Genomic DNA, 25385 nt, shown 5'->3' with positions numbered 1-25385 from the left:
TCCCTGTTACCCTTTGAAGGCAGTGACTTCGATTTCGATCTTCATCTCCGGCTTGATGAGGCCAGCGACGACGCAGCTGGCGGCCGGGCGGATTTCGCCAAAGATGGGCGCTGTGGCCTTGCCCAGATCGTCCCAATAGGCAGGGTCGGTGATATAATAGGTGACGCGCACGACATCGGCAAAGGAGAAGCCGGCGTCTTCGAGCGCCTTGCCGATCACCTTGAGCGCGTTGACGCCCTGATCGACCACGCTTTCGGGCATGATCTTGGTTTCGGGATCGGTGCCGGTGGTGCCGGCGACGAAGCACCAGTCGCCCTGGACGACGGCGCGCGAATAGCCGACCTGCGCCTCGAAGGGCGAGCCGGAGGAAATGAGCTGGCGGGACATGGAGGGATTCCTGTTGCGATGCGAAAAGGATCGGGGCGAAAAGGATCGCGACGGCCTTTGCCCCCTTGGTTCCGCGCTGTCCAGTGCGTTTCCGGGCGCGCTTGCACGGAACGGGAAAATGGGGTGATCGTTGGAGGGGGACATGCCCCTGCAAGGAGACGCGCCATGACGATGTCCGACAATCGCCCTTTCCCCGACGAGAGTGAGGAGAATAGCGAACAGGCCGATGCCGGCACCCAGGCGAACGACGTCGCCGACGATGCGCTGGGCCGGAGCAGCGACCTGAGCGAAGAGAGCGAGCATGGCGGGCGGAGCAACCCGGCGCAGATCATCCCCGACGATGTCCCCGACCTGGTCGACAAGATGAACGAGATGGACCGGTCCGGCTGGATCGACGAGGGCGCGTTCGACGGCGAGCCGCGCATGGACGACGAGGATGATGGCGAGGAAGACGAAATCCTCAATGAGGATGACGACTAGCCGCTAGCGGGGGTGCGCCTGTGCCGGCGCGAGGCCGAAATTGATCATGCCGCGCGCCATATGGCCGAGCGCTTCCGCCATGGCGTCGGCGATGTCGGTGTCGAGATCTTCCTGCAGGGCGATGGCGCAGGCGGCCGCCGTCGCCCATTGATCGGCCAGTTGCGGCGTGATCGGAAAGGCGCGGTGCAGCGACATGATGCAGGTGCCGCGCTGAAACCAGTCGCGTGGGCCGCCCAGCCAGCCGCACAGGAAGCGGGTGAGGCCGTGGCGCACCACGGAGAGGTCGGCGGCATGAATGGCGCGCAGCTCGACATAGGCCGGGTCGCTTTCCAGCAGGTCATAGAAGCGGTTTGCGATAGCGCGGACGACCGGTTCGCCGCCGATGCGGACATAGGGGCTGGGCGGCGCGGCGGCGTTCATGCGGCAATCTCCATGGGCTGAGGCCGGCGCACCCTGCGCATCCCCTGCGCTTCCCACATTGATCCCGATCAAACGCCGGTTCGCCCCGAAATGGCGACAAGCCGGATCAGATTTAACCCTCTGTTTTTCTTGAACCTGCTAGGGGCGCGCCATGTCCAGACGCCCCGACCGATTCACCCCCGACCGCATCGACACATTCTGGCGCCGGGAGGCGGCGCGGCGCAGCGGCTTCAGCGGCAAGACACTGGGATTGGTGCTGGCGCTGGGGATGATGATCGGCTGGCAGGCGCCCGACTGGTGGGCGCGGCTGGCACCCGAGATCGCGATGCCGACGGCGTCGACCGGCACCGCTCCGTCAAGCGCCAGCGCCGACCAGCTATCGGCCGATTTCGGCTATTGCCATAGCGGCGGCGGGACCAATTGCGTCGTCGATGGCGACACTTTCTGGTTCCGGGGCGAGAAATATCGGATCGCCGACATCGACACGCCCGAAACCCATGGGCCGCGCTGCTCGGAGGAAGGCGCGCTGGGCGCGCGGGCAACCAGCCGGTTGCAGCAATTGATGAATGCCGGCCCCTTCTCGCTGGAGATCGACGGACGGGCGACCGACAAATATGGCCGGGCGCTGCGGATCGTGACGCGTGATGGTCAGTCGATCGGCCAGCAGCTGGTGGACGAAGGGCTGGCCCGGACCTGGGACGGACGCCGCCACCCCTGGTGCTGAAAAAAGGGGGCGTCCTAGCCCCCTTTTTCCGATCAGCGGCAGCTGAGGCTGCCGCGGTCGATCTCGCGGCCGAGCAGCGCGCCGGCGCCGCCGCCGATCAATATGCCCGCCGTGTTGGAATAGCCGCGATCGAGCTGGCCGCCGATCAGTGCGCCGATCGCGCCGCCGATGATGAGGCCGGTGGTCCCATCCGAACGGCGGCAATAATAGCGGTCGTCATAACCGCGATAGATGCGCATGCTGCGGTCGACCCGGATCGGCGCATAGCCGCCGCGATAATAGCGGTCGGGGCGATAGCGGCCGCCATAGCGCGGATCGGGCCGGTTCCAGTCATAGGCGTAGACCGGCGGGCCGGGCCGGCGATAATTGCCACGGGGCGGCGGCGGGCGATGGTTGCCGGGACGGCCATATTGGGGCGGACGACCATTGCCGGGCCGGCCCGGCTGGGGCGGGCGGCCTGCCCCCGGCCGGCCGGGCTGGGGCGGACGCTGGGCACCGGGGCGACCACCCTGGGGCGGTCGCTGGGCATGATTGCCGCCATGGCTGGGCGGCCGATGCGCGTTGGAACCGCCGGGACGGCCATGCTGGCTGCCACCGGGGCGATGATCGTTCGGCCGATGCTGGGCAGCAGCAGGCAGAGTGGAAATGGCCATCGCCCCAAGGGCGAGCGTGGCGATCATGGCCTTCAGGGCATTGGGCATCGCATCGGTCCTCCACTTTCCGCATCGACGGGATGCGGGTCAGAACTGTTTGCCGGGAACAATGTTGCATGATCGAAACAGAATGACGAGACCAAGCGCAGCCCCCCTCTCCCGAAATAGGAAATGCTGCGCTTAACTTCGCATATTTCCCGCACATTCTGACATTTAATTTCCAACATTTGTCACTTTGGAACAAGTGAGCGTCAAAGACAGGCCCGACGCCAGACGGCAATATAGGCCTGCGGGAAGGAATAGGACAGCGCGTCCGCGACGCCCGCCCTGCGCCTTTCAGAGCGTGTTGGCGATGATGGCGCGCTGGCTGTTGTCGAGACCGTCCAGCGCCGCGGTCGCGGTCTGATCCGCGCCGGCCTGATCACCGCCATCGCTGCCCACGAACTGGATCGCGCTCAGCAGCACCAATATCGCCCAGAGCAGGGCCATCCAGCGGCTGGTGAAGAGGGAGCGGAGTCGGACGCCGAACATGGCGACCGGTCTGGCATGGCGGCGGTTAAGGAAGCGTCACGCCCGCCGCGCCGATCAGCCCGGCGCCGGCGGGAAGGCCGGGGTGCGGGACGGCAAGCCGGATGGCGGGCTGGTCAGCAGCAGCCGGTCGAGCTGCGCATAGCCCAGGCAGCGATGGCAATAGGCAAAGTCGAAGGCCGTGTTGAGGATCCAGGCCTGGGTCGCGACGTCCCAGGCCGCCCAGGCTTCGCGCGTAACCTGATCGCTGCCGCAGACATTGCAGACGAAGACGTAAAATGGCGGAGATGGGGGATCGACGGCGCTGCTCATGACCGGACCATAGCCCAGGACATCGCCATTCCGGCGCGAGACTGGTCCGTTATGGACGCGATGCGGGGCGCTCCAGCAGCGCACAAAAAAGGGGAGGCGCTCCCCGCGCCTCCCCTCCCCTCGAACAGGTCGAAAGCCCTTTGCAAGCTGCCGTGATGCTGGCTGATCAGCAGCCTTAAACGCGTCAGCGCCGCGCGGGCTTGATCACAGCGCGACGCGCATGGCGCGTCGCGCTGTGATCTTATTCCGCCGCGATGCCGGCGGCCTTGAACATGTCCGGATCGCTTTCGTCGACATTGGCCGCTTCGGCGCCCTTGAGCTTCTTGCGGCGGTCGAACGCGTCCCAGACGTCGTTCCACTGGCCACGGGTCGCGCCCTTCGAATATTCGGTCGCGCGGGTTTCGAAGAAATTGGCATGCTCCACGCCGTTGAGCAGCGGGGTCAACCAGGGCAGCGGATGCTCGTCGATCATGTAGATGGGCTTGAGGCCCAGCTGCCCCAGGCGCCAGTCGGCGATGTAGCGGACATATTTCTTGATGTCCTTGGGCGTCATGCCGGGGACCGGGCCCATTTCGAAGACCAGGTCTACGAACGCGTCCTCGATGCGGACGGTCTTCTGGCACATGTCCATGATGTCGTCCTTGACCGATGCGGTCAGGCAGTCGCGTTCCTTCACGAAGCTGTGGAACAGCTTGATGATGCCTTCGCAATGCAGGGTTTCGTCGCGGACCGACCAGGTGACGATCTGGCCCATGCCCTTCATCTTGTTGAAGCGCGGGAAGTTCATCAGCATCGCGAAGGAGGCGAAGAGCTGGAGGCCTTCGGTGAAGCCGCCGAACATCGCCAGCGTCTTGGCAATATCCTCGTCCGTGTCGACGCCGAACTGGGCGAGATAGTCATGCTTGTCCTTCATCTCCTTATATTGGAGGAAGGCCGAATATTCGCTTTCGGGCATGCCGATCGTGTCGAGCAGATGCGAGTAGGCGGCGATATGGACCGTTTCCATGTTGCTGAACGCGGTCAGCATCATCTTGATCTCGGTCGGCTTGAACACGCGACCGTACTTCTCGTGGTAGCAATCCTGCACTTCCACGTCGGCCTGGGTGAAGAAGCGGAAAATCTGGGTCAGCAGGTTGCGCTCATGGTCACTGAGCTTCTGCGCCCAGTCACGGCAATCCTCGCCCAGAGGCACTTCCTCGGGCAGCCAGTGGAGCTGCTGCTGGCGCTTCCAAAATTCATAGGCCCAGGGATATTCGAAGGGCTTGTAGACCTTGGAGGCTTGAAGAAGGGGCATCGTCGAACTCCTCAGTTCGCAAAATAAGTAAAAAGTGCAGCGACGATCAGTCCGATCGCACCAATGATAATTTCTCGGCGCCCCCTCTTGCGAACGGCCGCCATGTCATCCGGCGGGGTTGTGCCATAGGCCTGCCAACTCCGTCGTTGTTCAAAATAGGTCTCTTCACCGCTGGCGATGAAGGCGGCATTTTGTTCCGCAATTCGCCCCGAGCAGATCATGGCATAGACACCATAACCGATCGAGAAGAGCGAGATAGCTACCAGGAATGCCATGGTTAGATGCTCTTGCTCAACGTGGCGCGGGCCCAGCGTTGGGTGAACAGCGCCCCGCGCTGTTCAGGCCATGCCGGGGGCATGGCCGACCCAACACTCTCTCCCACAAGGGGAGAGGAAATTAAGGCGTCACTGGCAGGCGAGGCACTCGTCATAGTCGGTGGTCTCGCCGATCTCGAACTTGGGGGCGTCGATCGTGTTGTCCGCTTCCACGCCACCGGCGAAGCCGGCGCGCTGCACCGACTTGGAGCGCAGATAATAGAGCGACTTGATGCCCAGTTCCCAGGCGCGGAAGTGGAGCATCAGCAGATCCCACTTCTCGACATCGGCCGGGATGAACAGGTTCAGCGACTGGGCCTGGTCGATATAGGGGGTACGATCGGCCGCCAGTTCGAGCAGCCAGCGCTGGTCGATCTCGAAGCTGGTCTTGTACACATCCTTTTCTTCCTGGGTCAGGAAGTCGAGATGCTGGACCGAGCCGCCGCGTTCCAGGATCGAGTTCCACACGGCGCTCGAATCCTTAGCCTTTTCGACCAGCAGCTTTTCCAGATAGGGGTTCTTCACCGCAAAGCTGCCCGAGAGCGTCTTGTGGGTGTAGATGTTCGCCGGGATCGGCTCGATACAGGCCGAGGTGCCGCCGCAGATGATCGAGATCGACGCGGTCGGCGCGATCGCCATCTTGCAGGAGAAGCGCTCCATCACGCCCTGATCGGCGGCGTCGGGGCACGGCCCGCGCTCCTGCGCCAGCATCATCGACGCCTCGTTCACCTTGGCATTGATATGCTTGAAGATGCGCAGGTTCCACGACTTGGCCATGGCGCCTTCGAACGGGATGCCCCGTGCCTGCAGGAAGCTGTGGAAGCCCATGACGCCCAGGCCGACCGAGCGTTCGCGGCTGGCGCTATATTTGGCGCGGGCCATTTCCGGCGGGGCGCGGTCGATATAGTCCTGCAGCACATTGTCGAGGAAGCGCATGATGTCTTCCGCGAAGGTCGGATGATCCTTCCACTGATCCCAGGTTTCCAGGTTCATTGAGGAGAGGCAGCAGACCGCCGTGCGATCCTGGCCGAGATGGTCGCGACCCGTCGGCAGGGTGATTTCCGAACAGAGGTTCGACGTCGAGACCTTGAGCCCCAGGTCGCGGTGATGCTTGGGCATCATCCGGTTCACCGTGTCGGAGAAGACGATATAGGGTTCGCCGGTGGCGAGACGAACCTCGACCAGCTTCTGGAACAGCGCGCGAGCATTGACGGTGCCGCGCACCGACTGGTCCTTGGGGCTGCGCAGGTTGAAATCACTGCCGTCGCGCACCGCTTCCATGAACTCGTCGGTCAGCAGCACGCCATGGTGCAGGTTGAGCGCCTTGCGGTTGAAATCGCCGCTCGTCTTGCGGATTTCGAGGAACTCCTCGATCTCCGGGTGGGAGACGTCGAGATAGCAGGCGGCCGAGCCGCGACGCAGCGAGCCCTGGCTGATCGCCAAGGTCAGCGAATCCATCACGCGGACGAAGGGGATGATGCCGCTGGTCTTGCCGTTGAGGCCGACCGGCTCACCGATGCCGCGCACGCTGCCCCAATAGGTGCCGATGCCGCCGCCGCGCGAGGCGAGCCAGACATTCTCGTTCCAGGTGTTGACGATGCCTTCCAGGCTGTCGTCGACCGAGTTCAGATAGCAGCTGATCGGCAGGCCGCGGCCGGTGCCGCCGTTCGACAGCACGGGCGTTGCCGGCATGAACCAGAGCTTGGAGATATAGTCATAGACGCGCTGCGCATGGTCGGCATCGTCCGAATAGGCGGCGGCGACGCGGGCAAACAGATCCTGATAGCTCTCGCCGGGCAGCAGATAGCGATCGTTCAGCGTGTCCTTGCCGAATTCGGTCAGCAGCGCATCGCGCGACGAATCCGTCACGACATGAAAGCGACGCTCATGAATCTTGGACGACGCGGACTCGGTCGCCTTGCCCTTGGCAGCCTTGGGCTCGGCCTTGTCCACCAGATCCTCGATACGCTCGTCCATTACCGTCGCCACGTCGCCGTTTCCACCTTGTTCACTATCTCGAAAGTCCATGCGAGCCCCCGATTGTTCCTGTTCCGTTCGATTCGGTCCAGCAATGCCGGGGCGCACCCAGGCATCATAGCATGAACCCGATCGGGCCGGGACAGAAATGGGGTCAACCGATCCGATCGCAAGGACAAAAGCCCCATATCGCCGGAAGCAGGTCCGACAATGCAATCACAATCTATTGGGTGACCCCCTTGGTCCCGATACCACAGATAGTGCCACAGCCCCGCCGACACGCAAGAGGGTAAATGACAGTTCGGGGACTCGGTTCATCGACGCCGGGATTCGTTTCGTCGCTGACACGCCACCCCATAGCGCAACGACGCGCGGACTTCCAAGGGCCTTAGAAAAGACAAGGGGGGCCTATGAAATTAAAAAATAAATTTGCCTTGCCACGCAAATGCGCGCGTCGCGCGATTGGCGACAAAATCATGACATGGGGGCAGAGGCACGGACGCGACCACAATCTGTTGAATCGCTGCCTTTATCGTCCCCCTGCATATCGTCGCGCGATACGCTATGATGATGGGAAGGCAGGCGAATCCATCCGCAGCGATCGGGAGGCAGGCATGATCCTCTATTACCATCCCCTCTCCTCCTATTGCTGGAAGGTGCTGATCGCCTTCTACGAAAATGGCACGCCTTTCACCCCGCGCATCCTGGAGGATGAAGCGGCCCTGGCCGAATGGCAGGCGCTCTGGCCGCTCGGCAAATTCCCCGTGTTGCATGACCCGGTGCGCGGCGCGACGATCGCGGAGGCGAGCATCATCGTCGAATATCTGGGCCGGCACGAACCCGGCACCTTTCGCCCGATCCCGGTCGATGGCGATGCGGCGATCGAGGTGCGGCTGATGGACCGGTTGTTCGACAATTATGTGATGGGGCCGATGCAGGCGCTGGTGGCCGACCGGCTGCGGCCCGCGGATGCGCGCGATCCCCATGGCGTGGCCGCCAATGTGGCGGCGCTGCGCAGCATCTATGCGGTACTGGAGGATCGACTGGCGGGGCGGACCTGGGCAGCGGGCGATCATCTGTCGCTGGCCGACTGCGCGGCGGCGCCCTCGCTTTATTATGCCGACAGGATCGTGCCGCTGCGCGCCGGCCATCCGGTGCTGGGCGCCTATCTGAACCGGCTGGAGGCGCGGCCGAGCTTTGCGCGGGTGCTGCGCGAAATGCAGCCCTGGTGGCAGAATTTTCCCTTTGCCGACGGGCCGCTTGCGTCCTGAACCGCAACCCTCTTCTGGACTCATCGCCTCAAAGGCCTATAGCCCCGCCTTGCAGGGACCTGCCGTGCAGAGGCGGGCCGCAAGAATAGGGACCAGGGTAGATGACCGTCATCAAGACCGCCGACCTCATCGAGAGCGTCGCCGACGCACTCCAGTTCATTTCCTACTATCACCCGATGGATTATATCCGGGCACTGGGTAAGGCCTATGAGGCCGAAGCCAATCCGGCGGCGAAGGACGCCATCGCCCAGATCCTGACCAACAGCCGCATGTGCGCCGAAGGGCATCGCCCGATCTGCCAGGACACCGGCATCGTCAATGTCTTCGTGAAGTGGGGCATGGAGTGCCGGCTGGACGACAATAGCCGGTCGATGCAGGAGGTGATCGATGAGGGCGTGCGCAAGGCGTACCTCAACCCCGAGAACCGCCTGCGCGCGTCGATCCTGAAGGATCCCGCTTTCAGCCGCCAGAACACCAAGGACAACACGCCCTGCGTGCTCAACGTGGAAATGGTGCCGGGTAACAAGGTGATCATCGACGTCGCGGCCAAGGGCGGCGGCAGCGAGAACAAGACCAAGTTCAAGATGATGAACCCCAGCGATTCGATCGTCGACTGGGTGCTGGAAATGGTGCCGCAGATGGGCGCGGGCTGGTGCCCGCCGGGCATGCTGGGCATCGGCATCGGTGGCACGGCGGAAAAGGCGGTGGCGCTGGCCAAGGAAAGCCTGATGGACCCGATCGACATGGGCGAGCTCAAGGCGCGCGGCCCGCAGAACAAGATCGAGGAACTGCGCATCGAGCTGTTCGACAAGGTCAATGCGCTGGGCATCGGCGCGCAGGGCCTGGGCGGCCTTGCCACCGTGCTCGACATCAAGATCCACGACTATCCCTGCCATGCGGCGGGCAAGCCGGTGGCGATGATCCCGAACTGCGCCGCGACCCGCCACGCGCATTTCACCCTCGACGGGTCCGGCCCGGCCTATCTGGAAGCGCCCAAGCTCAGTGAATGGCCGCAGGTCGACTGGAAGCCGAGCAAGGAAGCGATCCGCGTCGACCTCGACACGCTGACGCCGGAACAGGTGCAGGGCTGGAAGCATGGCGACCGCCTGCTGCTGAACGGCAAGATGCTGACCGGCCGCGACGCCGCGCACAAGCGGATCGCCGACATGCTGGAGAAGGGCGAGACCCTGCCGGTCGATTTCAAGGGCCGCGTGATTTACTATGTCGGCCCGGTCGATCCGGTGCGCGACGAAGTGGTCGGCCCGGCCGGCCCCACCACCGCGACGCGCATGGACAAGTTCATGGACATGATGCTGGAACAGGGCCTGGCCGCCTGCGTCGGCAAGGCCGAGCGCGGCCCGGCCGCCACCGACAGCATCGCCAAGCACAAGAGCGCCTATCTGATGGCGGTCGGCGGCGCGGCCTATCTGGTCGCCCGCGCGATCAAGGAAGCCAAGGTCGTGGGCTTCGAGGATCTGGGCATGGAAGCGATCTACGAGTTCACGGTGGAGGACATGCCCGTCACCGTCGCCGTCGATAGCGAAGGCCAGAATGTCCACCGCCTCGCCCCGCTGGTGTGGCAGGAAAAGATCAGGAAAGAGAAGCTGCTGGAGAAGGCATGAGCTTTCGGCCTTTTGGCACGAAGATAGACTTCTATTCTCCTCTGCCGCCGGACGAGTGCCGGCGGCGGTTGGAGGCAAAATTCGTACCCCGGTGGGAACGCCCTGCGGACCTGAGAGCACGAGGTAAATTTATAGGCCACATATTGGTGATGTGGCTTGGCGCATTCGACTGGATTAATCGCTCCTCAGAGCCAAAGCTCGTAGCAAAATTGCGACCGGAGATGGCTGGCACACGCATTGTGGGGCGATTGATACCGGGTATCCAATTTGTGCTATTCCTAGTTCCCATGACGGTCGGAGCGCTTTGGGGCAGCGTAGCGTTGATCATTTACCGACCAGATCATCCACCGGCTGACCCAATTATCTATACGGCCGTAAAGGCCATCACGGCCCTCATCCCCATAGGCATAGCTCTCGGCATTTGGTGGTTTGCGAGCAATGAGGGCAAATCTGGCCGACCGCTAATCTCTTTTCTCAAGCGCACATTATGCGTCGATGGCGGGACATCTAAGAAAACGATCTAGTCGACGAAGGCGCGCTATCATGTAGATGGCGCGCCTTCTCTGGTACCGATGATGTTTCTCGACTTCGCTCGAAACGAACGGAGAAAGGGCGCAGCCCCCTCCCCATGCTGCGCATGGGGAGGAATAGGACTTACTCTTACAGCTTGCCGCTCAAGGACACGCCGATGATGCGGGGTTCGTTGAACACCGGCGCCATATAGTTTTCGATCACGCCCTTCATATTCTTCTCGCCCGTGATGTTGCGGGCGAAGGCGGCGATCTCGTACTTGCCGTCCGGCGCGGTGTAGCCGATCTTCAGGCCGCCTTCGAAGTCGCCCTTCGAGTAGAACTCCTTCGTCTTGTAGAGGACGAAGTTGGTGTAGCCCTGGATGTTCCAGTCGGTCGCCGCGAAGATCTTGCCGCCATTGCCCAGCGGCATGTCATAACGAGCCGCGATGTTGGCAGTGTATTTCGGCGCGTTGGGCAGCGGGTTGCCGTCGATCTGGGCAAAGACGCCGCGCGCGTTGGTGACGGTCGGGTCTTCCACGGTGCAGACGACCACGCCGTTCAGCGTGCAGACCTGGGCATAGACATTCTTGTCGTTGATCTCGCTGTGCAGCAGGCTGAGGCCGGCCGACAAAGTGAGATTGTCGAACGGACGCGCTTCCAGATCGGCTTCCAGACCATAGGCCTTGGCGGCGTCGGCGTTGAACAACACGCCATTGCCGTTCACGTCATTGCCGTTGAGCTGGATGTCCTTCACCTTCCAGGCGAAGCCCGACAGGTTGAAGCGCAGGCGGTTGCCCAGCAGGTTGGTCTTGATGCCGCCTTCGTACGACATGATCGTTTCCGAATCCGCCGTGGTGAAGTCGCTGTTGAACACCGCCGAGCGGCCCTGGATGGTCGGGCCACGGAAGCCGCGCGCGACGCGGGCATAGAGGCTGACCTCGGGGCTGACTTCATACAGCGCGCTGACGTCCCAGCTCGGTTCCTTGCCGGTCAGCTTCACATAGCGACGGCCGGCATAGGTCGAGACGCCCGCCGCATTGGCGGTGGCGCGGACCAGACGGGTTTCCTTCGTGTCCTTGGTGTAGCGGCCGCCGGCGGTGATGGTCAGGCCCGGTACCACTTCGTAGCTCGCCTGGCCAAACAGGCCCCAGCTTTCATTCTTGTTGCGCAGACGCACCCAGTTGTTGGGATTGTTGGCGGTGCCGGTCAGGAAATAGGCGCGCTGGTAGAAATCGGTGGTGTCGCGGCTGTCGAAATACATGCCGCCAACCTGCCACTTGAAGGCGCTGTCGCCATTGCTGGCGAGGCGGACTTCCTGGGTCAGCTGGTCGAGATCGCGGACATTGCCCTGGCTCTGGCCGAAGCCGTTGGCCACGCCGTTCACCGGATAGTCCGCGCCCGCGCCGCCATCGGTGTCGCCACGGCTGTAGCCCGAGGTGGTTTCATAGGCGGTGATCGAGGTCAGGGTAACGGGGCCCATGTCGATCGCGATATTTTCCGACGCGCCATAGGTCTTGTAGGCCTGCGGGTTGTTCATCGCTTCATCGAGCGCGATCTTCGAGCGGGGTTCGCCCGACACGCTGTTGCTGCCCTTGGTGAGGCCGGCGCGGTGGAAGATGGTCGAGGTACCGTCATAGTCGCGGGCATGGACGCTGGTCAGCATCGAGACATTTTCGGTCGGCGTCATCAGCAGCTGAAGGCGCACGTCCTTCTCATTATAGCCGCCCATCGCGTCCTTCTTGGGGGACACGGTGCCGTCGGCGCTGGGGCCGGTGTAGGTGTTGTCGACCCAGTCGTCGCGATGCTGGTAGAGGGCCGAGACGCGGAAGGCGAGCTTATCCGCGACGATCGGGCCGCCGATGCCGCCGTCGAAGGTGACGGTGTTATAGCTGCCATAGCTGGCCTGGGCGCGACCTTCCCAATCCATCGACGGACGGATGGTGTCGAACTTGATGATGCCGGCCGTGGTGTTGCGGCCGAACAGCGAACCCTGCGGGCCGCGCAGCACTTCCACCTGGTTGACGTCGAACACCGGGTTCGACTTCAGCACGACATGTTCCAGCACGACATCGTCCTGGATGATCGACACCGGCTGCGATGCGCCGAGATAGAAGTCGATATTGCCCAGGCCGCGGATGTAGAAGCGCGGGAAGATGCGGCCGGTGGTGGTTTCGGCATAGAGGCCGGGCACGCGGGCGGCGAGTTCGAGAATGTCGCCGCCGCCGGCGGTCAGGTTGCGCAGCGCATCGCCCTGCACGACGCCAACCGAGACGGGCACCTTCTGCAGATTTTCCGAGCGGCGCTCGGCGGTCACGACGATCTCGTCGAGCTGGCCGGCGTCAGCGCCCGCTTCCTGCGCATGGGCGGCGCCACCAAGGGCGAGCGCACCGAAGGCCGAGGTCAGCAGCAGCGCCGACCGTGCGAAAGTGAATTTCGACAAGGTTATTCCCCGATAATATTGCTTTTGCGTCCGGGAAAGCGGCGCCCCTGCGCCTGCCGTCCGGGATGCCATCGCCGCTAGGCGCGATTTGTGGCGGGACGGTGACGCTCGCCCTGCCCAACATGGGAACATGTCGGAATATTGCCGAGCGTTGTAACAATGCAACACAATGCGATCCGCGCGCCAAGGTGACTGGCAAGCGTCATACACGCTTGTTATCGTCCCCGCTCATGACAGGGGAAATCGAAGCAGCGGGTGACGCGATCACCGGGGGCATGCTGGCACGGGCGGTCGAGCCAGGCCATGGGGAAGCCCATGAGGCCGGCCATGGCGCCTGCCTTAATTGCGGCACGGCGGTGACGGGCAATTATTGTCCCGAATGCGGCCAGGCCGCGCATCTGCATCGCAGCTTTGCCGCGATCGGCCATGACCTGGCCCATGGCGTGCTGCATTTCGAGGGCAAGATCTTCACCACCCTGCCCGAGCTGGCGCTGCGCCCCGGACAGCTGACGCGCCGCTATATCCATGGCGAGCGGGCCAAGTTCGTATCGCCCTTTGCCCTGTTCCTGTTCAGCGCCTTCCTGATGTACGCGATCTTCTCGCTGACCAGCCATCATGGGCCGGAAGGCGCGCGCAACCAGGTGAAGATGAACAGCGAGGCAATCGCCGAGCTGAAGAAGGAAGAGGAAAAGGCCGATGCCCGCATCGCCAAGGTGCAGGCGCAACTGGCCGAGCCGGGGATCAGCGCGAGCCGGCGCGAGACATTGCAGGAAAAACTGAAGGACGCGCAGGACGAGCGGAAGGGCCTGTCGCTGGCGAGCGGCCTGACCGACTCGCTGACCGGCGAAGGCGTCAACAAGAACGTCGCCGATACGGTCGGCAAGGCGATCAGCGCGGCGGCCAAGGATCCCGAATTCGCCTATTACAAGCTCAAGGCCAATGCCTATAAATTCTCCTGGCTGCTGATCGTCATATCGCTGCCTTTCCTGTGGCTGCTGTTCCCGTTCAGCCGCCGGTTCAAGATTTATGACCATGCGATCTATGTGACCTATTCGATCGCCTTCATGTCGCTGCTCTTCTCGCTGTCGATGATCCTGACGGCGGTCGGCATCACCCATGGGCTGGTGACGCTGGTGCTGCTGCTGTTCGCGGCCTGGCACATGTATCGCCAGTTCAAGGATGCCTATCAGCTTTCGCGCAGCGGCACCTTGCTGCGGCTGCCGCTGCTGTACGGCTTTGCCTGTGCGTCGCTGTCGCTGTTCTTCGCCTTCCTGATGATGATGGGGTGACGGGTCGCGTCCCTATTGTATAGGGCGCGCATGATTACGTCCCCGATCTGGTTGCCCGCCACCCTGATGGCCGGGGCCACGCAGGCCTGGCGCACCGCGGTGCAGCGGCGCGTGGGCAAGACGCTGTCGATCAATGCGGCGGGCCTGGTCCGCTATCTTTACGGCATTCCCTTCGCGCTGATCCTGCTTGGCGGCTATCAGCTGCTCTTCCCCGCGCCCTTCCCCGTGCTGGGCCGGCTGTTCCTACCCTTCTGCCTGGCCGGCGGGCTGGCCCAGATCATCGCCACCAATTTGCTGATCATGGCCTTTGGCCATCGCAATTTCGTCGTCGGCACCGCTTATTCCAAGACCGAGGCGGTGCAGGGGGCGATCCTGTCCTTCCTGCTGATGGGCGAGCGGCTGAGCGCGCTGACCTGCGCCGGCATCGGCTGCGGCGTCGCCGGCGTCATGCTGCTGTCGACCGGGGGCAAGCGGATGGGGCCGATGGATTTCCTGCGTGCGCTGGGCCAGCCGGCGGCGATCACCGGCATTGCATCGGGATTCTTCTTCGCACTGACCGCGATCGGCATCCGCCGCGCGACGCAGCAGGTGGGCGGGGGCGATCCGATCCATGCCGCGCTGATCGTGCTGAGCGTCACGGTGCTGCTGCAGACGCTGCTCCAGGGCGGCTATCTGGCGCTGCGCGAGCCGGGCGAGATGCGCAAGGTGTTCACCAGCTGGCGCGTGTCGGGCCAGGTCGGCTTCCTGTCGGCGATGGGATCGGCCTGCTGGTTCACCGGCTTTGCCACCGCGCCGGTCGCGCTGGTGCGGATCGTCGGCCAGATCGAGGTCGCCTTCACCATGGCGTTCGGCCATTTCTACCTGGGCGAACGGATGGCGCGCAGCGAGGCGATGGGGCTGATGCTGGTCGCCTGCGGTGTGGTTCTCGCGCTGCTGGGGGCGCTGTAGGGGGTGTGGGCCGGTGCGGAGGCATCATTCTGACGAAGCTGACATCCGTGTCAGTATGATAACCGATATTTTACCATCCATGGCTAGCCAGTTGCCGTGGGCACAGAAACGCAATCGGGAACCGTCGCACGAGCGGTAATGAAGGTCGCCAAATTATCCGGCGACCTGGGTATCCGTACGCTCGACCTTCAGGCAGACATCAGCGAACTCGCGGACCGGGTGACGCAGCAGGCGCGCACGATCGAGGCGATCAGCGGCGCCGCGTCGCAATTGTCGCGCGACGGCGAAAGCGTGTCGCTGGTCGGCCAGGACGCGCGCGAGAAGGCGGTCGCCGCCCGCGCGATCATCGATGATTCGGGACGGCAGCTGTCGACCGCGAACGGCAATTTCGTCGACCTGATCGAACAGGTGAGCCGCATCCATGCGCGCCTTGACGGCTTTGGCGAGGCGCTCAAGACCGTCGCCCATGTCACCAGCGTGATCAGCGGCATCGCCAGCCAGACCAATCTGCTCGCGCTCAACGCGACGATCGAGGCGGCACGGGCCGGCGACGCGGGGCGCGGCTTTGCCGTGGTCGCGGCCGAAGTGAAGAAGCTGGCGCAGGAAACGGCGAGCGCGACCCAGACGATCGAGCGGTCGATCGGCGCGCTGACCAGCGAGGCCGGCGGCATGCTGGACAGCATCACCCATGGCGCGCAGACCGCGCGCACGGCGCTGTCCGACACCAAGAATATCGAGGCGCTGGTCGACCGGCTGGGATCGCTGATGCAGGGCCTGTCGAGCAACAGCGAGGCGGTGGCCGAGCGGATCGCCTCCATGGTCGGTTCCGCCAGCGAGATCCGCACCGGCCTGTCTGCGCTGTCGAGCACGTCGGGCGACAATGCCGACGGCCTGCAACGGCTGTCTGGCCGGGTGTCGATCGCCAGCGACGATACCAACATGCTGCTGCAATATCTGGCGGAGAGCGGCGTCGACATTCCCGATTCGCCCTATATCCGGTTCAGCCTGACCGCCGCGCAGGCGGTGGGCCATGCAATCGAGCAGGCGCTGGATGACGGCCGCATCGGCGAGGCCGATGTCTTCAGCGAATATTATGCGCCGATCCGCGGCACCAATCCGCCGCAATTCACCCATCCGATCCAGCCGATCATGCAGGCCGAGGCGCGCGCGCAGCAGGAAGTGGCGCGCGGCTACAAGGGCTTGTTCGGCATGACCTTCACCGATCGCAACAGCTTCGGCGCGATCGCCATGCCGGAACGCGCGCTGCCCCAGCGGCCGGGCGACGAGAAATGGAATGCGGAATTTTCGCGCCAGGGCGTGGTGTTCGATTTCCCCGACACGCGCGAGCAGTGCAAGATCACCGAACCCTTCTGCATCAAGGCCTATCGCCGCCTGACCGCCGAGGGCGAGGTCATCCTGCTGAAGCAGGTAATCGCCTCCATCCATGTGCGCGGGCGTCATTGGGGCATCTTGCAAATGGCCTATAAGGATCAGGGCTGATCCGCGCCGCCCCGCGCGTCCGTTTCCTCCTATAAAAGAGGCTGCCCCGCAGCGACCATGGCCGCCCGCCCGATAGAGCAGGGCGGCCATTTTCCTGCCGATGGGGAGGCACGGATGAAGCGCATCGTGGTCTGTTGCGACGGCACCTGGAACGAGCCCGACCATAATGAGCAGGGCAAGCCCTGCCCGACCAATGTGGTGAAGCTGGCAAGCCTGATCCCCGCGATGGCGGAGGACGGCACGGCGCAGCGCGTCTTCTATCATAATGGCATCGGGTCGATGGCGTCGCGGACCAAGCGGCTGATCGACGGGGCCACCGGCTATGGCATCAGCCGCATCCTGCTGTCCTGCTATGCCTGGCTGGTGCGCACCTATCAGCCGGGCGACCAGCTCTATTTCTTCGGCTTCAGCCGGGGCGCCTATACCGCCCGGTCGCTGGCCGGTTTCGTGCGCAATTCCGGCATATTACGGCCCGAGCATGAAAGCCTGATCCCCGATGCCTTCGCGCTCTATCGTTCGCGCGACGGAACCCGCGCGCCACGATCGGAGGCGTCGCGCCTGTTCCGGCAAAGCTATGCCTGGTCCGACGGCACGCCGATCCGGTGCGTCGGCGTGTGGGACACGGTCGGGTCGCTGGGCGTGCCCAACACCTTGTTCCAGGGGATATTGAAGCATCTGTTCCGGGTGAACCGGGAATTTCACGACACCGACCTGTCATCGAGCGTCGCCTTCGCCTTTCATGCGGTGGCGATCGACGAGCATCGCAAGCCGTTCCTGCCGACATTGTGGACGATCCCCGAGGGGCAGGGCGCAGGCCAGCATGTCGAGCAATGCTGGTTCCCCGGCTGCCATGCCGATGTCGGCGGCGGCAATCCCGATTCCGCCCTGTCGGATATCGCACTGGAATGGATGGTGGCGCGCGCGCGGCTCGCGGGACTGGCGGTGGATGATCCGTTCGGGCTGGTGCCGCCCGGTTTCCCGCCGCACCATCCCGATCCGCTGGGCCCGGTCAGCGAATCCCAGACCTTCTTCTATCGCCTGTTCGGATCGGGCGAGCGTGCGATCGACGTGCCGCATGACGCCGGGCGGACCAATGAAGCCCTGTCCGATGCGGCGATCGAACGCTGGCACAAGCTGCCCGAATGGCGGCCGGCGGCGCTGGTCGACCTGGCGAAGCGCAAGCCCGACATGCTGCAGCCATAACACGCAAAAAGGGGCGGATCAGGGCCGGCCGGCGCCTGATCCGCCACCCCGTCGCATCAAGGGACGACGGGAAGCGATCCGGGCACGACGCCATATTGCTGCAGGCCCGACATGATCGCGTGGATCGCCAGCGCCGCCTGCAGCACCGCGATCATCCAGCCGAACGCCATCAGCGTTCCGGCGTGGATGAAGCCCAGCAACTGGCGGGCAAAGATCATCGCCAGAAAATCGGCCACCATCATGCCCAGGAAAATCCCGAACACGCCGGTCAGGAAGGTCCGGGTATCGCCAGCCACGGCCGCGAACAGCAGCAGCGCCACGATACCATAGGGCGTGATGATGATCGGGAAGGTCACCGGCGACATGGCCAGCCCCTTGGCCGAGGTCGGCGGCGCATCGGGCGCAGGGGCGTGCTGCGCATTCTTGACCGCCTCCAGCGCGCCGATCAGCAGCAGCACGCCGCCGGTCAGCAACAGATCGGGCGATGCGATCTGCCAATTCTGGCGCAGATTGTCGCCGATGAACAGGATGAGGAAGCCGACGGCCGTGGCGATCAGGGTCGACCGGAGCGCCAGCGCGCGCCGCTCCCCATCGGGCAACTGGCTGGTCAACTGGGCAAAGGCGGCGATCACCTTGATCGGTCCTAATGTGACGAAGAAGATGACCAGGACGAAACTCAGATCATTCATGGCACGCACCCCTATCTGCCGAACCATCGGATGCCGCAGTTCGGGCCCCTGCGGCATCCGCGTCATGCCTGTCGCGATCAGCGCGCTTGCGAGGCCGATGCGTCCGCCACCATCGCATCCAGATCGAAATCTAGGCTCTTGATGCGCGGCGGATATTCCTGAAGCGACTTCATGAATTTTGCGATCTGCGCGGTGGCCGGCGCCAGCGTCCAGGATCGGTTTTCCTGCCACTCGTCGAAGCCGCGCGCTTCATGGAAACGCTCGAACGGATCGAGCTTCAAATTGGTGATGAGCGGCGTGTTCAGATTTTCCTGAATGCCGTTGAACCATTTGTCCTGCGTCTTGAACAGGAACTTCCAGTCGCCATAGCGCAGGCCGTGCAGCGTGGTTTCCGTGAAATAGTAGAAATCCTTGCGCTTCGACTTGCCCTTGCCGCTGAGCAATTCGGTCTGGTCATAGCCGTCGAGATGGACCTTGTAGGTCACGCTGCCGATGGTCTTGCCCTTGAGCAGTTCATCCTTGAGCTCCGGCTCGCCCAGCGCGGACAGGATGGTGGGCATCCAGTCCTCCATCGCCATGAACTCGCCAGTGGCGACATTTTCCTGCACATGGCCGGGCCAGCTGACGACGCAGGGCACGCGGAAGCCGCCTTCATAGCCGCCGACGCCCTTTTCGCCGCGGAAGGGCTGGTTGCCGCCATCGGGCCACGAATTGGAGGCCGCGCCATTGTCGGTCGAGAACATGACGAACGTGTCGTCGGCCACGCCCAGTTCTTCGAGCAGGTCGAGCAGTTCGCCGACATGATCGTCCATCTGCTTCACGCCGTCGGCATAGAGACCATAGCCGGTGACGCCGTCATATTCGGGCGGCAGGTGGGTCTGGTAATGCATGCGCGTCGTGTTGTGCCAGACGAAGAAGGGCTTGTCGGCCTTCACCGCGTCGGTGATGAAGCGCTTGGATTCGACCATGAATTCATTGTCGAGCGTCTTCTGCCGCTCGGAACCGAAAGGCCCCTTGTCCTCGATCGACTGGCCCCCCTTGCCGTCGGCCTTGCTGTGGATCACGCCGCGCCAGGCGAAGGCCTTCGCCACTTCGGGATCCTTGGGATAATCATATTCTTCCGAATATTGGCCGGCATTGAGGTGATAGAGGATGCCGAAAAATTCGTCGAAGCCATGCGCGGTCGGCAGATGCTCGTCCCGGTCGCCCAGATGGTTCTTGCCGAACTGGCCGGTGGCATAGCCATGGGGCTTGAGCAGTTCTGCGATCGTGGGATCTTCCTTCTGCATGCCCTGCGGCGCGCCGGCGAGGCCGACGGTGCTGAGGCCGACGCGGATCGGATATTGGCCGGTGATGAAGGCGGCGCGGCCGGCGGTGCAGGAGGCCTGGGCATAATGATCCATGAAGATCATGCCCTTCTTCGCGATGCGATCGATATTGGGGGTCGAGCCGCCCATCATGCCGCGATGATAGCAGCTGAGATTCCACATCCCGACGTCATCGCCCCAAATGATGAGAATATTCGGCTTTTTGCTCATGCGATGCTCCTGCGAGTCAGACCGGGGAAGACGAACGGCGCAAGGCTAGGTCGGCGATGGGCCGGTTGGTATCGGGGTTATCCTTGAGCCCGAGGCCGGGAATGGCGCACTCGCCAACATGGGTCAGGGTCAATAGGGAGGCCTTGCCCTGCCCCGCCGGTCCGCTATGGCGGCGCGATGACGGGCATGGGAGCAGGCATGGCGCGCGCGGTTGCAATGATGAAGGCTGTCGGTGTCGCGCTGCTGTTCCTGCTGATCGCCGCCTGTCTGGCGACGGTGATTGTGCCGCCCTTCCTCGACCGCATCTATTATGAGGGACCGGCGAGCCGCCATTATGACGGCGCCCGCTTCTTCAACCCCGATGGCGCGATCGACATGCCCGCCCCGCCCGGCACCAGTCGCCAGGGCTTCATCGCCCGCTGGCTGCTGGGCAATGACGATCGCCCCGACTGGCCCGATGCGGTGGCGGTGAAACCGGCGCGCCCCGCCCCCTTTGCCGCGCCGCGCGGCATGGTCGCCACCTGGGTCGGCCATGCGACCGTGCTGGTGCAGGCGGCGGGCATCAACATATTGACCGATCCGATCTGGTCCGACCATGCCAGCCCCTTTCCGCCGCTGGGCCCCAAACGGGTCGCGGAGCCGGGCATTAGGATGAAGGATCTGCCCAGGATCGACCTGATCGTCATCAGCCATAATCATTATGACCATCTGGATATCCCGACGCTGAAGGCATTGTGGCAGCGCGACCGGCCCAGGATCGTCACGGCGCTGGGCAATGACACGATATTGAAGGCGAACGGCATCGCGTCGGTAGCGCTCGACTGGGGTCAGTCGGTGACCGGCGCGCAGTTGAACGGACTGGTGCCCGAAGCGGTGATCCAGTGCGAGAATTACGAGCATTGCCCGGACTATCGGGTCCATGCGACGCGCAACCATCATTGGAGCAGCCGCTGGTTCACCGACCGCAACCGGGCGCTCTGGTCGAGCTTCCTGATCGAGACGCGGGCGGGCAATATCTATTTTGCCGGTGACACCGGCGCGGGCGACATGGGCTGGACCGGCGATGCGACGCGGTTCGGGCCGATACGTCTGGCGCTGATCCCGATCGGCGCTTTCCGCTTCTGGCCGGGGCAGATGGAATCGGACGCGCATATCGGCCCGCGCCGCGCGGTCGAACTGTTCGAGCGGCTGGGCGCTTCGACCGCGATCCCGATCCACTGGGGCACCTTCCGCCTCTCCTACGAGAAGCGCGACACGCCGCCGCGGATGCTGGAGCAATATCTGCGCTGCGAAGGGATAGAGCGAAAGCGCTTCGCCCCGGTGCGGATCGGCCAGGCGCTGCTGGTGCCCAATGTCAGCCCGGTGCCGCGCGGCGCCAGGCATTGCGACCAGCGGGCGATCGACGCGCTGGAATAAGCGGCCCTCGGGCGACTCCGGGCGATATTGGGGCCAAGAAAAACTGGGGTGGCCTTTTCGCCCGTGGCGGCGCATGGGGCTGCACCAAAGGAATATCCGCAATGAATCTTTTCAAGCCGCTGCTGGCCGGTGCCCGCCCGATCGACCGGATGATCGCGGGCCTGGGCGCGGCGATCGGCATCAGCCTGACCATATTGGTGTGCAGCCAGTTGCCGCTGCATGCCGGCGACCTGCCGATCATCGTCGCGCCGCTGGGCGCGTCGGCGGTGCTGATCTTCGCCGTGCCGGCGAGCCCGCTGGCCCAGCCCTGGTCGGTGGTGGGCGGCAATATCCTGTCCAGCCTGATCGGCGTCGCCGCCTATCAGCTGATCCCCGACATGATGGTCGCGGCCGGCGTGGCGGTGGGCCTGGCGATAATATTGATGAGCCTGCTGCGCTGCCTGCATCCGCCCGGCGGCGCCGCCGCGCTGACCGCGGTGATCGGCAGCCAGGGCATTCATGATGCCGGCTATGCCTTCGCCTTTGCGCCGGTCGGGATCAATTCGATCGCTCTGGTGTCCCTCGGCCTCTTCTTCCACCGCCTGTCGGGCCACAGCTATCCGCACCAGCCGGTCGCGCCGCCAGTGATCGCCGAAAAGATACGCGCGGAGGCGGGCTTTCATCTGGAGGATATCGACCAGGCGCTGGCCGAACTGCCCGACAATTTCGACATCAGCCGCGCCGATTTGGACCTGCTGCTGTCGCGGGCGGAAATCCACGCCCAGGCCCGCCGGGCGGACTGAGGCCCACCCGGATCGGCGCCGCCGGTCAGGCCGGGCAGTCGCCGTCGCGCTTGCCGGACAGGTCGTGGGTGGTGCGCAGCACCGGCTTGCCGCCCTGCGTCTTGGTCATGGTGGTGCCGAAGGTCAGCGTATCCTCGGTAAAATTGCCCTCGACCACGATTTCGGAGGTGCCGGCGCCGGCCTTGCAGGCAAGGGTCGCGATCAACCGGCCCTTGCGCACCATCTTGTCCTTGTAGCTGCAGTCGCTGCCTTCCGCCCCGGCTAGCGCATCGGCGTCGGGCACGCCGGCGGCATCGACCTTGATGCAGATCTTGTCCTCGCTCACCTGCTTGAGCGCGGCCTGATATTCCTCCGCCGTGACGGTGGGGGTGTTGTAGCCGGTGGTCTTGCGGCTGAGCGTCCATTGCCCGCTCTTCATCATCGCCGGCGCGGCCTCCTCCTCCTGCGCGGGCGGAGCGGCCGGTTCGCTGCCGCAGGCGGCAAGGGTCAGGCTGGTGGCCAGCAAGCCGCCCAGCGTCAGAATGTCACGCATATCCTCTCCCCGTTCGTTCCACGGCGGCACGCTCTACCGATGCGCGCGCGGGCGCAAGTAGAAATGTTGCGCCCGTCCCTTCATCGCCGTCGGCGTCCGGCCGACAGGGTGGGCGCATGGAAATCGGCCGGCTTGTCGGCGATCCAGGCGAGGAAACGGGCGATGGCGGGATGGCTCCGCAAGGCCATGGCGTCGGCATAGGCACGCGCCAACTCCGCGTTGGACAGGGTGGCATGGATGGTGCGGTGGCAGATCGGATGCACCGGCACCATCTGTCGCCCGCCCCGGCTCTTGGGCACGGGATGATGCCATTCGATCCGCGCGCCGAGCGGCCGGGCGCAGAGCCAGCAGGGTGTCCAGTCAGCCAGGATTAGGGCTCGACCGGCCCGGTTGCGCCTTCCTCGACATCCTCGCCCTCAGCCTCACCGATCGCCCGGACCAGATAGCCCCGATGCACTCGCCCCCACCGGTTGAGCGGCAGATCATAAAGCTGGTCGAGAAACTGGTTGTCCCAGAAGGTCAGGTCGCCAGCCTGCGCCCCGTCGCCAAAGATATTGAGGATCGACGACACCGGCGGTGCCGCCCGTCCCTTCACCTCGGCAAGGCCGACAAAGGCTGCATAGGCGGCGGCGGCCGTCAGCGAAATGCCTTCGGCGCGATTGACGTCGATCAGGATCGTCGCGGTATCGATCGAGCGAATTCCTATCGGCCGGATCAGGCTGGAGGAAAAGCCGTTGACGGTAGGAACACCGTCAGGGAGGGCGGAACCACCCCCCTCACTATTGCCGACACTGGCAGAGGGCGCCACGGAATCCGCCTTGCCGCCGGTGCTGCTGCCCGTAGCGATCGTGTACCACCAGCGGATCGGGGCATCGCCATTTTCGACGTCGCGCCGTTCGGCCCCATGCAATTGGGACATGCTGTTGGATTTACGCGCCGATACCTGCCTGGCCATTTCGCGTCCGTCATCGACGAAGACGATCAGAAAATTGGTTTCACATTCGCCCTTGGCCAGGGGCGCGCCGATGCTGGTCGCAATCTTGCGGACCTTGGTTTCGACCAGGCCGGCGATATCCGACGCGACCCCCCGGACCTGGGGGCAGACCGGCTCTATCCAGCGGGCGATGCCCCGATCACCCTGAACCACGCCCAGGGTGCGAACGAAGCCGGATGCCCTCTCTCGCACCTCCTGACGGGTCAGGCGCTGACCGTCGACCACGATTGTGTCGCCGCCGCCGTCATCGACCGGCTGTTGTGCCTGAAGTGGGAGCGGCAGCAGCGCCAGCAATGCCGACAAGACTTGCATTGTTCGCATCGTCATTGACCCTCCGAACAGTCCGGGCCGATCCAGCGGCCCTCCGACCTTGCCTTCATCGCCATCTCGACGCCATTGGGCAAGTCGGTCTGCCGCATGTCCATCTGTACCGCATAGCTGTCGGGCGCATAGATGCCGGCCATCGTCATGCTGCTGGTGCCGCTATCGCGACGGCAGGTGACATTGCCCTTCACCGTGCCGCCGCGCACGGCGAAGTCGCTGTAGCGGCAATCCTTGCCCGGATCGCCGGAAAAGGCGCGGCCATCGGGATGGGCGGCCTGCTCGGGCGTGACGCAATAGCGCAGGGTGCGGTTCATCGCCTGCTGCATCTGCTGGCGCGCCGCCGCGGGCATCGCCTCCCCGCCGCTCATGTCGATCCGCTCCATCACGAAGCGGCCTTCCCACTGGCCAGGCTTGAGCTGCACCTTCTCGATCTGCGTGACGGCGGCGTCATGGCTCATCGCGTCGGTCGCGGCGATCTGTGTGTCCTGGCTGGCGGGCGGCTTGTTGCATCCGGCCAGCGCCGCGAGCGCGCAGGCCAGCAGGCCGTTGGTCAAGGCTTTGGTCATCACCGGCTTCCCCTGGCATGTCTTGGCAGAAGCGACCCTTTATCTGGCCCAGACTTAGCAAGCGGCGGCGGGTCTGGATATCGGGATTATTGCGATCCGGGGTGGCGGGGCGTTGATGAACGTCCATCCGTTCTTTTTTTGTTCTCAAATTGATGCTAGATGTTACGTTCATGACTGCGCGGCGTGCCGATGACCAAAGAAAGGGCCGGCTTCATGAGCGATAAACTCGACACCCTGGGACCGCTCATGAACGAGATCGGTCAAGAATTGGCCAGCTTGGTCGGAGGCGATCCAGATGGCGTGTTTCTGTATGTGGAAATCGGAGACGGTTGGGTAAGCCCCAGCGTTTTCAAAGATGAAGGCGACGTCGTTCGTTATTATAATCCGCGCGACACAAATCTCAGCGATATGCTTTGGGAAGCCTGGTATCTGGAACCCGACGACCCCAACATGCGCTGGTCAGTGTTGGAATATGAGGTCAGAGACAGGAAATTTCATGTCAGCCTGAAATATCCTGAAGAAGTGAATGTCGAGATTGTCGATGACGAGCGCCGCGAGACTGTCCTGCGCGCGCGGTTCGGTGACAAGCCGGTGATCTATCCGCCGCCGCCCAAGAGCGCGTTCGAATTGCAGCCCTGACTTGCCAGGGCGCGGATTGCGCCCTTGCCCA

26 protein-coding genes are annotated in these 25385 nt (G+C 63.8%); 11 read left to right on the top strand and 15 right to left on the bottom strand.

The features are described from left to right. Nucleotides 1-6: 6 nt before the first annotated feature. Nucleotides 7-387, bottom strand: coding sequence for a RidA family protein (locus DIZ22_RS20400; protein WP_004209940.1), 381 nt, complete (start codon nt 385-387; stop codon nt 7-9). Between the two features lie 165 nt (nt 388-552). On the opposite strand from DIZ22_RS20400, the gene DIZ22_RS20395 reads away from it, so the two are divergent. Beyond that, entirely contained in the window at nt 553-867 is a 315-nt protein-coding gene (locus DIZ22_RS20395) for a hypothetical protein (protein ID WP_048936273.1), read from the top strand. 3 nt (nt 868-870) lie between these two features. Here DIZ22_RS20395 and DIZ22_RS20390 read toward each other — a convergent pair whose 3' ends face one another. Then, nucleotides 871-1287 carry a globin gene (locus DIZ22_RS20390; RefSeq protein ID WP_048936272.1) on the bottom strand — a complete coding sequence of 139 codons (417 nt, stop codon included), beginning with the start codon at nt 1285-1287 and terminating at the stop codon, nt 871-873. Nucleotides 1288-1438: 151 nt separating this feature from the next. On the opposite strand from DIZ22_RS20390, the gene DIZ22_RS20385 reads away from it, so the two are divergent. After that, the gene (locus tag DIZ22_RS20385; RefSeq protein WP_048936271.1) at nt 1439-2011 is read left to right on the top strand and encodes a thermonuclease family protein; all 573 of its coding nucleotides are present in this window, start codon (nt 1439-1441) and stop codon (nt 2009-2011) included. Nucleotides 2012-2043: 32 nt separating this feature from the next. Here DIZ22_RS20385 and DIZ22_RS20380 read toward each other — a convergent pair whose 3' ends face one another. The 6 genes from DIZ22_RS20380 to DIZ22_RS20355 form a co-directional block, all read right to left on the bottom strand. Next, on the bottom strand, nt 2044-2712 hold the full coding sequence (locus tag DIZ22_RS20380; protein WP_048936270.1) for a glycine zipper 2TM domain-containing protein: 669 nt from the start codon (nt 2710-2712) through the stop codon (nt 2044-2046). Between the two features lie 288 nt (nt 2713-3000). Further along, on the bottom strand, nt 3001-3195 hold the full coding sequence (locus DIZ22_RS20375; protein WP_048936269.1) for a hypothetical protein: 195 nt from the start codon (nt 3193-3195) through the stop codon (nt 3001-3003). Nucleotides 3196-3249: 54 nt separating this feature from the next. Then, nucleotides 3250-3504 (bottom strand): hypothetical protein, encoded by a 255-nt coding sequence (locus DIZ22_RS20370; RefSeq protein WP_048936268.1) that lies wholly within the window; start codon nt 3502-3504, stop codon nt 3250-3252. 241 nt (nt 3505-3745) lie between these two features. Beyond that, complete coding sequence (locus DIZ22_RS20365) at nt 3746-4798, bottom strand: ribonucleotide-diphosphate reductase subunit beta (protein ID WP_004209931.1); 1053 nt, start codon at nt 4796-4798, stop codon at nt 3746-3748. 11 nt (nt 4799-4809) lie between these two features. Beyond that, the gene (locus DIZ22_RS20360) at nt 4810-5073 is read right to left on the bottom strand and encodes a hypothetical protein (RefSeq protein WP_048936267.1); all 264 of its coding nucleotides are present in this window, start codon (nt 5071-5073) and stop codon (nt 4810-4812) included. 129 nt (nt 5074-5202) lie between these two features. Further along, the gene (locus DIZ22_RS20355; RefSeq protein ID WP_010336832.1) at nt 5203-7089 is read right to left on the bottom strand and encodes a ribonucleoside-diphosphate reductase subunit alpha; all 1887 of its coding nucleotides are present in this window, start codon (nt 7087-7089) and stop codon (nt 5203-5205) included. A gap of 614 nt (nt 7090-7703) precedes the next feature. On the opposite strand from DIZ22_RS20355, the gene DIZ22_RS20350 reads away from it, so the two are divergent. Further along, nucleotides 7704-8360, top strand: coding sequence for a glutathione S-transferase family protein (locus DIZ22_RS20350; RefSeq protein ID WP_048936443.1), 657 nt, complete (start codon nt 7704-7706; stop codon nt 8358-8360). Nucleotides 8361-8461: 101 nt separating this feature from the next. Next, complete coding sequence (locus DIZ22_RS20345) at nt 8462-9982, top strand: fumarate hydratase (RefSeq protein WP_048936266.1); 1521 nt, start codon at nt 8462-8464, stop codon at nt 9980-9982. Nucleotides 9983-10642: 660 nt separating this feature from the next. Here DIZ22_RS20345 and DIZ22_RS20340 read toward each other — a convergent pair. Beyond that, on the bottom strand, nt 10643-12934 hold the full coding sequence (locus tag DIZ22_RS20340; protein WP_122928696.1) for a TonB-dependent receptor: 2292 nt from the start codon (nt 12932-12934) through the stop codon (nt 10643-10645). 230 nt (nt 12935-13164) lie between these two features. Between DIZ22_RS20340 and DIZ22_RS20335 the strand changes: the two genes are divergently transcribed. The 4 genes from DIZ22_RS20335 (at nt 13165) to DIZ22_RS20320 (ending at nt 17874) form a co-directional block, all read left to right on the top strand. After that, the gene (locus DIZ22_RS20335; protein WP_048936264.1) at nt 13165-14223 is read left to right on the top strand and encodes a DUF3667 domain-containing protein; all 1059 of its coding nucleotides are present in this window, start codon (nt 13165-13167) and stop codon (nt 14221-14223) included. A 30-nt stretch (nt 14224-14253) separates the two neighbouring features. Continuing rightward, on the top strand, nt 14254-15171 hold the full coding sequence (locus DIZ22_RS20330) for a DMT family transporter (RefSeq protein ID WP_048936263.1): 918 nt from the start codon (nt 14254-14256) through the stop codon (nt 15169-15171). A gap of 138 nt (nt 15172-15309) precedes the next feature. Beyond that, nucleotides 15310-16671 (top strand): methyl-accepting chemotaxis protein, encoded by a 1362-nt coding sequence (locus tag DIZ22_RS20325; RefSeq protein WP_048936262.1) that lies wholly within the window; start codon nt 15310-15312, stop codon nt 16669-16671. A 114-nt stretch (nt 16672-16785) separates the two neighbouring features. After that, on the top strand, nt 16786-17874 hold the full coding sequence (locus tag DIZ22_RS20320) for a DUF2235 domain-containing protein (RefSeq protein WP_048936261.1): 1089 nt from the start codon (nt 16786-16788) through the stop codon (nt 17872-17874). Between the two features lie 56 nt (nt 17875-17930). Here the strand turns inward: DIZ22_RS20320 and DIZ22_RS20315 are convergent, their stop codons facing one another. Both DIZ22_RS20315 and DIZ22_RS20310 read right to left on the bottom strand, forming a co-directional pair. Further along, on the bottom strand, nt 17931-18563 hold the full coding sequence (locus tag DIZ22_RS20315; protein WP_048936442.1) for a MarC family protein: 633 nt from the start codon (nt 18561-18563) through the stop codon (nt 17931-17933). Between the two features lie 77 nt (nt 18564-18640). Further along, nucleotides 18641-20101, bottom strand: a complete 1461-nt coding sequence (locus DIZ22_RS20310) for an arylsulfatase (RefSeq protein ID WP_048936260.1) — start codon at nt 20099-20101, stop codon at nt 18641-18643. A gap of 198 nt (nt 20102-20299) precedes the next feature. Here DIZ22_RS20310 and DIZ22_RS20305 point away from each other — a divergent pair, with 198 nt between their 5' ends. Further along, nucleotides 20300-21517 carry an MBL fold metallo-hydrolase gene (locus tag DIZ22_RS20305; protein ID WP_048936259.1) on the top strand — a complete coding sequence of 406 codons (1218 nt, stop codon included), beginning with the start codon at nt 20300-20302 and terminating at the stop codon, nt 21515-21517. Between the two features lie 101 nt (nt 21518-21618). Next, nucleotides 21619-22299: an HPP family protein gene (locus tag DIZ22_RS20300; RefSeq protein WP_048936258.1), complete on the top strand. Its 681-nt coding sequence runs from the start codon at nt 21619-21621 to the stop codon at nt 22297-22299. A gap of 25 nt (nt 22300-22324) precedes the next feature. Here DIZ22_RS20300 and DIZ22_RS20295 read toward each other — a convergent pair whose 3' ends face one another. The 4 genes from DIZ22_RS20295 to DIZ22_RS20280 form a co-directional block, all read right to left on the bottom strand. After that, nucleotides 22325-22831 (bottom strand): DUF3617 domain-containing protein, encoded by a 507-nt coding sequence (locus DIZ22_RS20295; protein ID WP_004209910.1) that lies wholly within the window; start codon nt 22829-22831, stop codon nt 22325-22327. An 80-nt stretch (nt 22832-22911) separates the two neighbouring features. Next, on the bottom strand, nt 22912-23199 hold the full coding sequence (locus DIZ22_RS20290; protein WP_048936257.1) for an HNH endonuclease: 288 nt from the start codon (nt 23197-23199) through the stop codon (nt 22912-22914). Between the two features lie 2 nt (nt 23200-23201). Beyond that, nucleotides 23202-24137: a hypothetical protein gene (locus tag DIZ22_RS20285; RefSeq protein ID WP_234415657.1), complete on the bottom strand. Its 936-nt coding sequence runs from the start codon at nt 24135-24137 to the stop codon at nt 23202-23204. Between the two features lie 11 nt (nt 24138-24148). Then, the gene (locus DIZ22_RS20280; RefSeq protein ID WP_048936255.1) at nt 24149-24715 is read right to left on the bottom strand and encodes a DUF3617 domain-containing protein; all 567 of its coding nucleotides are present in this window, start codon (nt 24713-24715) and stop codon (nt 24149-24151) included. Nucleotides 24716-24928: 213 nt separating this feature from the next. Between DIZ22_RS20280 and DIZ22_RS20275 the strand changes: the two genes are divergently transcribed. Continuing rightward, nucleotides 24929-25354 carry a hypothetical protein gene (locus tag DIZ22_RS20275; RefSeq protein ID WP_048936441.1) on the top strand — a complete coding sequence of 142 codons (426 nt, stop codon included), beginning with the start codon at nt 24929-24931 and terminating at the stop codon, nt 25352-25354. The last annotated feature ends 31 nt before the right edge of the window (nt 25355-25385 follow it).

It is taken from the genome of Sphingobium sp. LF-16 (genome assembly GCF_003711185.1).
In the GTDB taxonomy this organism is placed as follows: Bacteria; Pseudomonadota; Alphaproteobacteria; order Sphingomonadales; family Sphingomonadaceae; genus Sphingobium; species Sphingobium yanoikuyae_A.
This window is presented reverse-complemented; position numbering and strand designations above follow the sequence as displayed.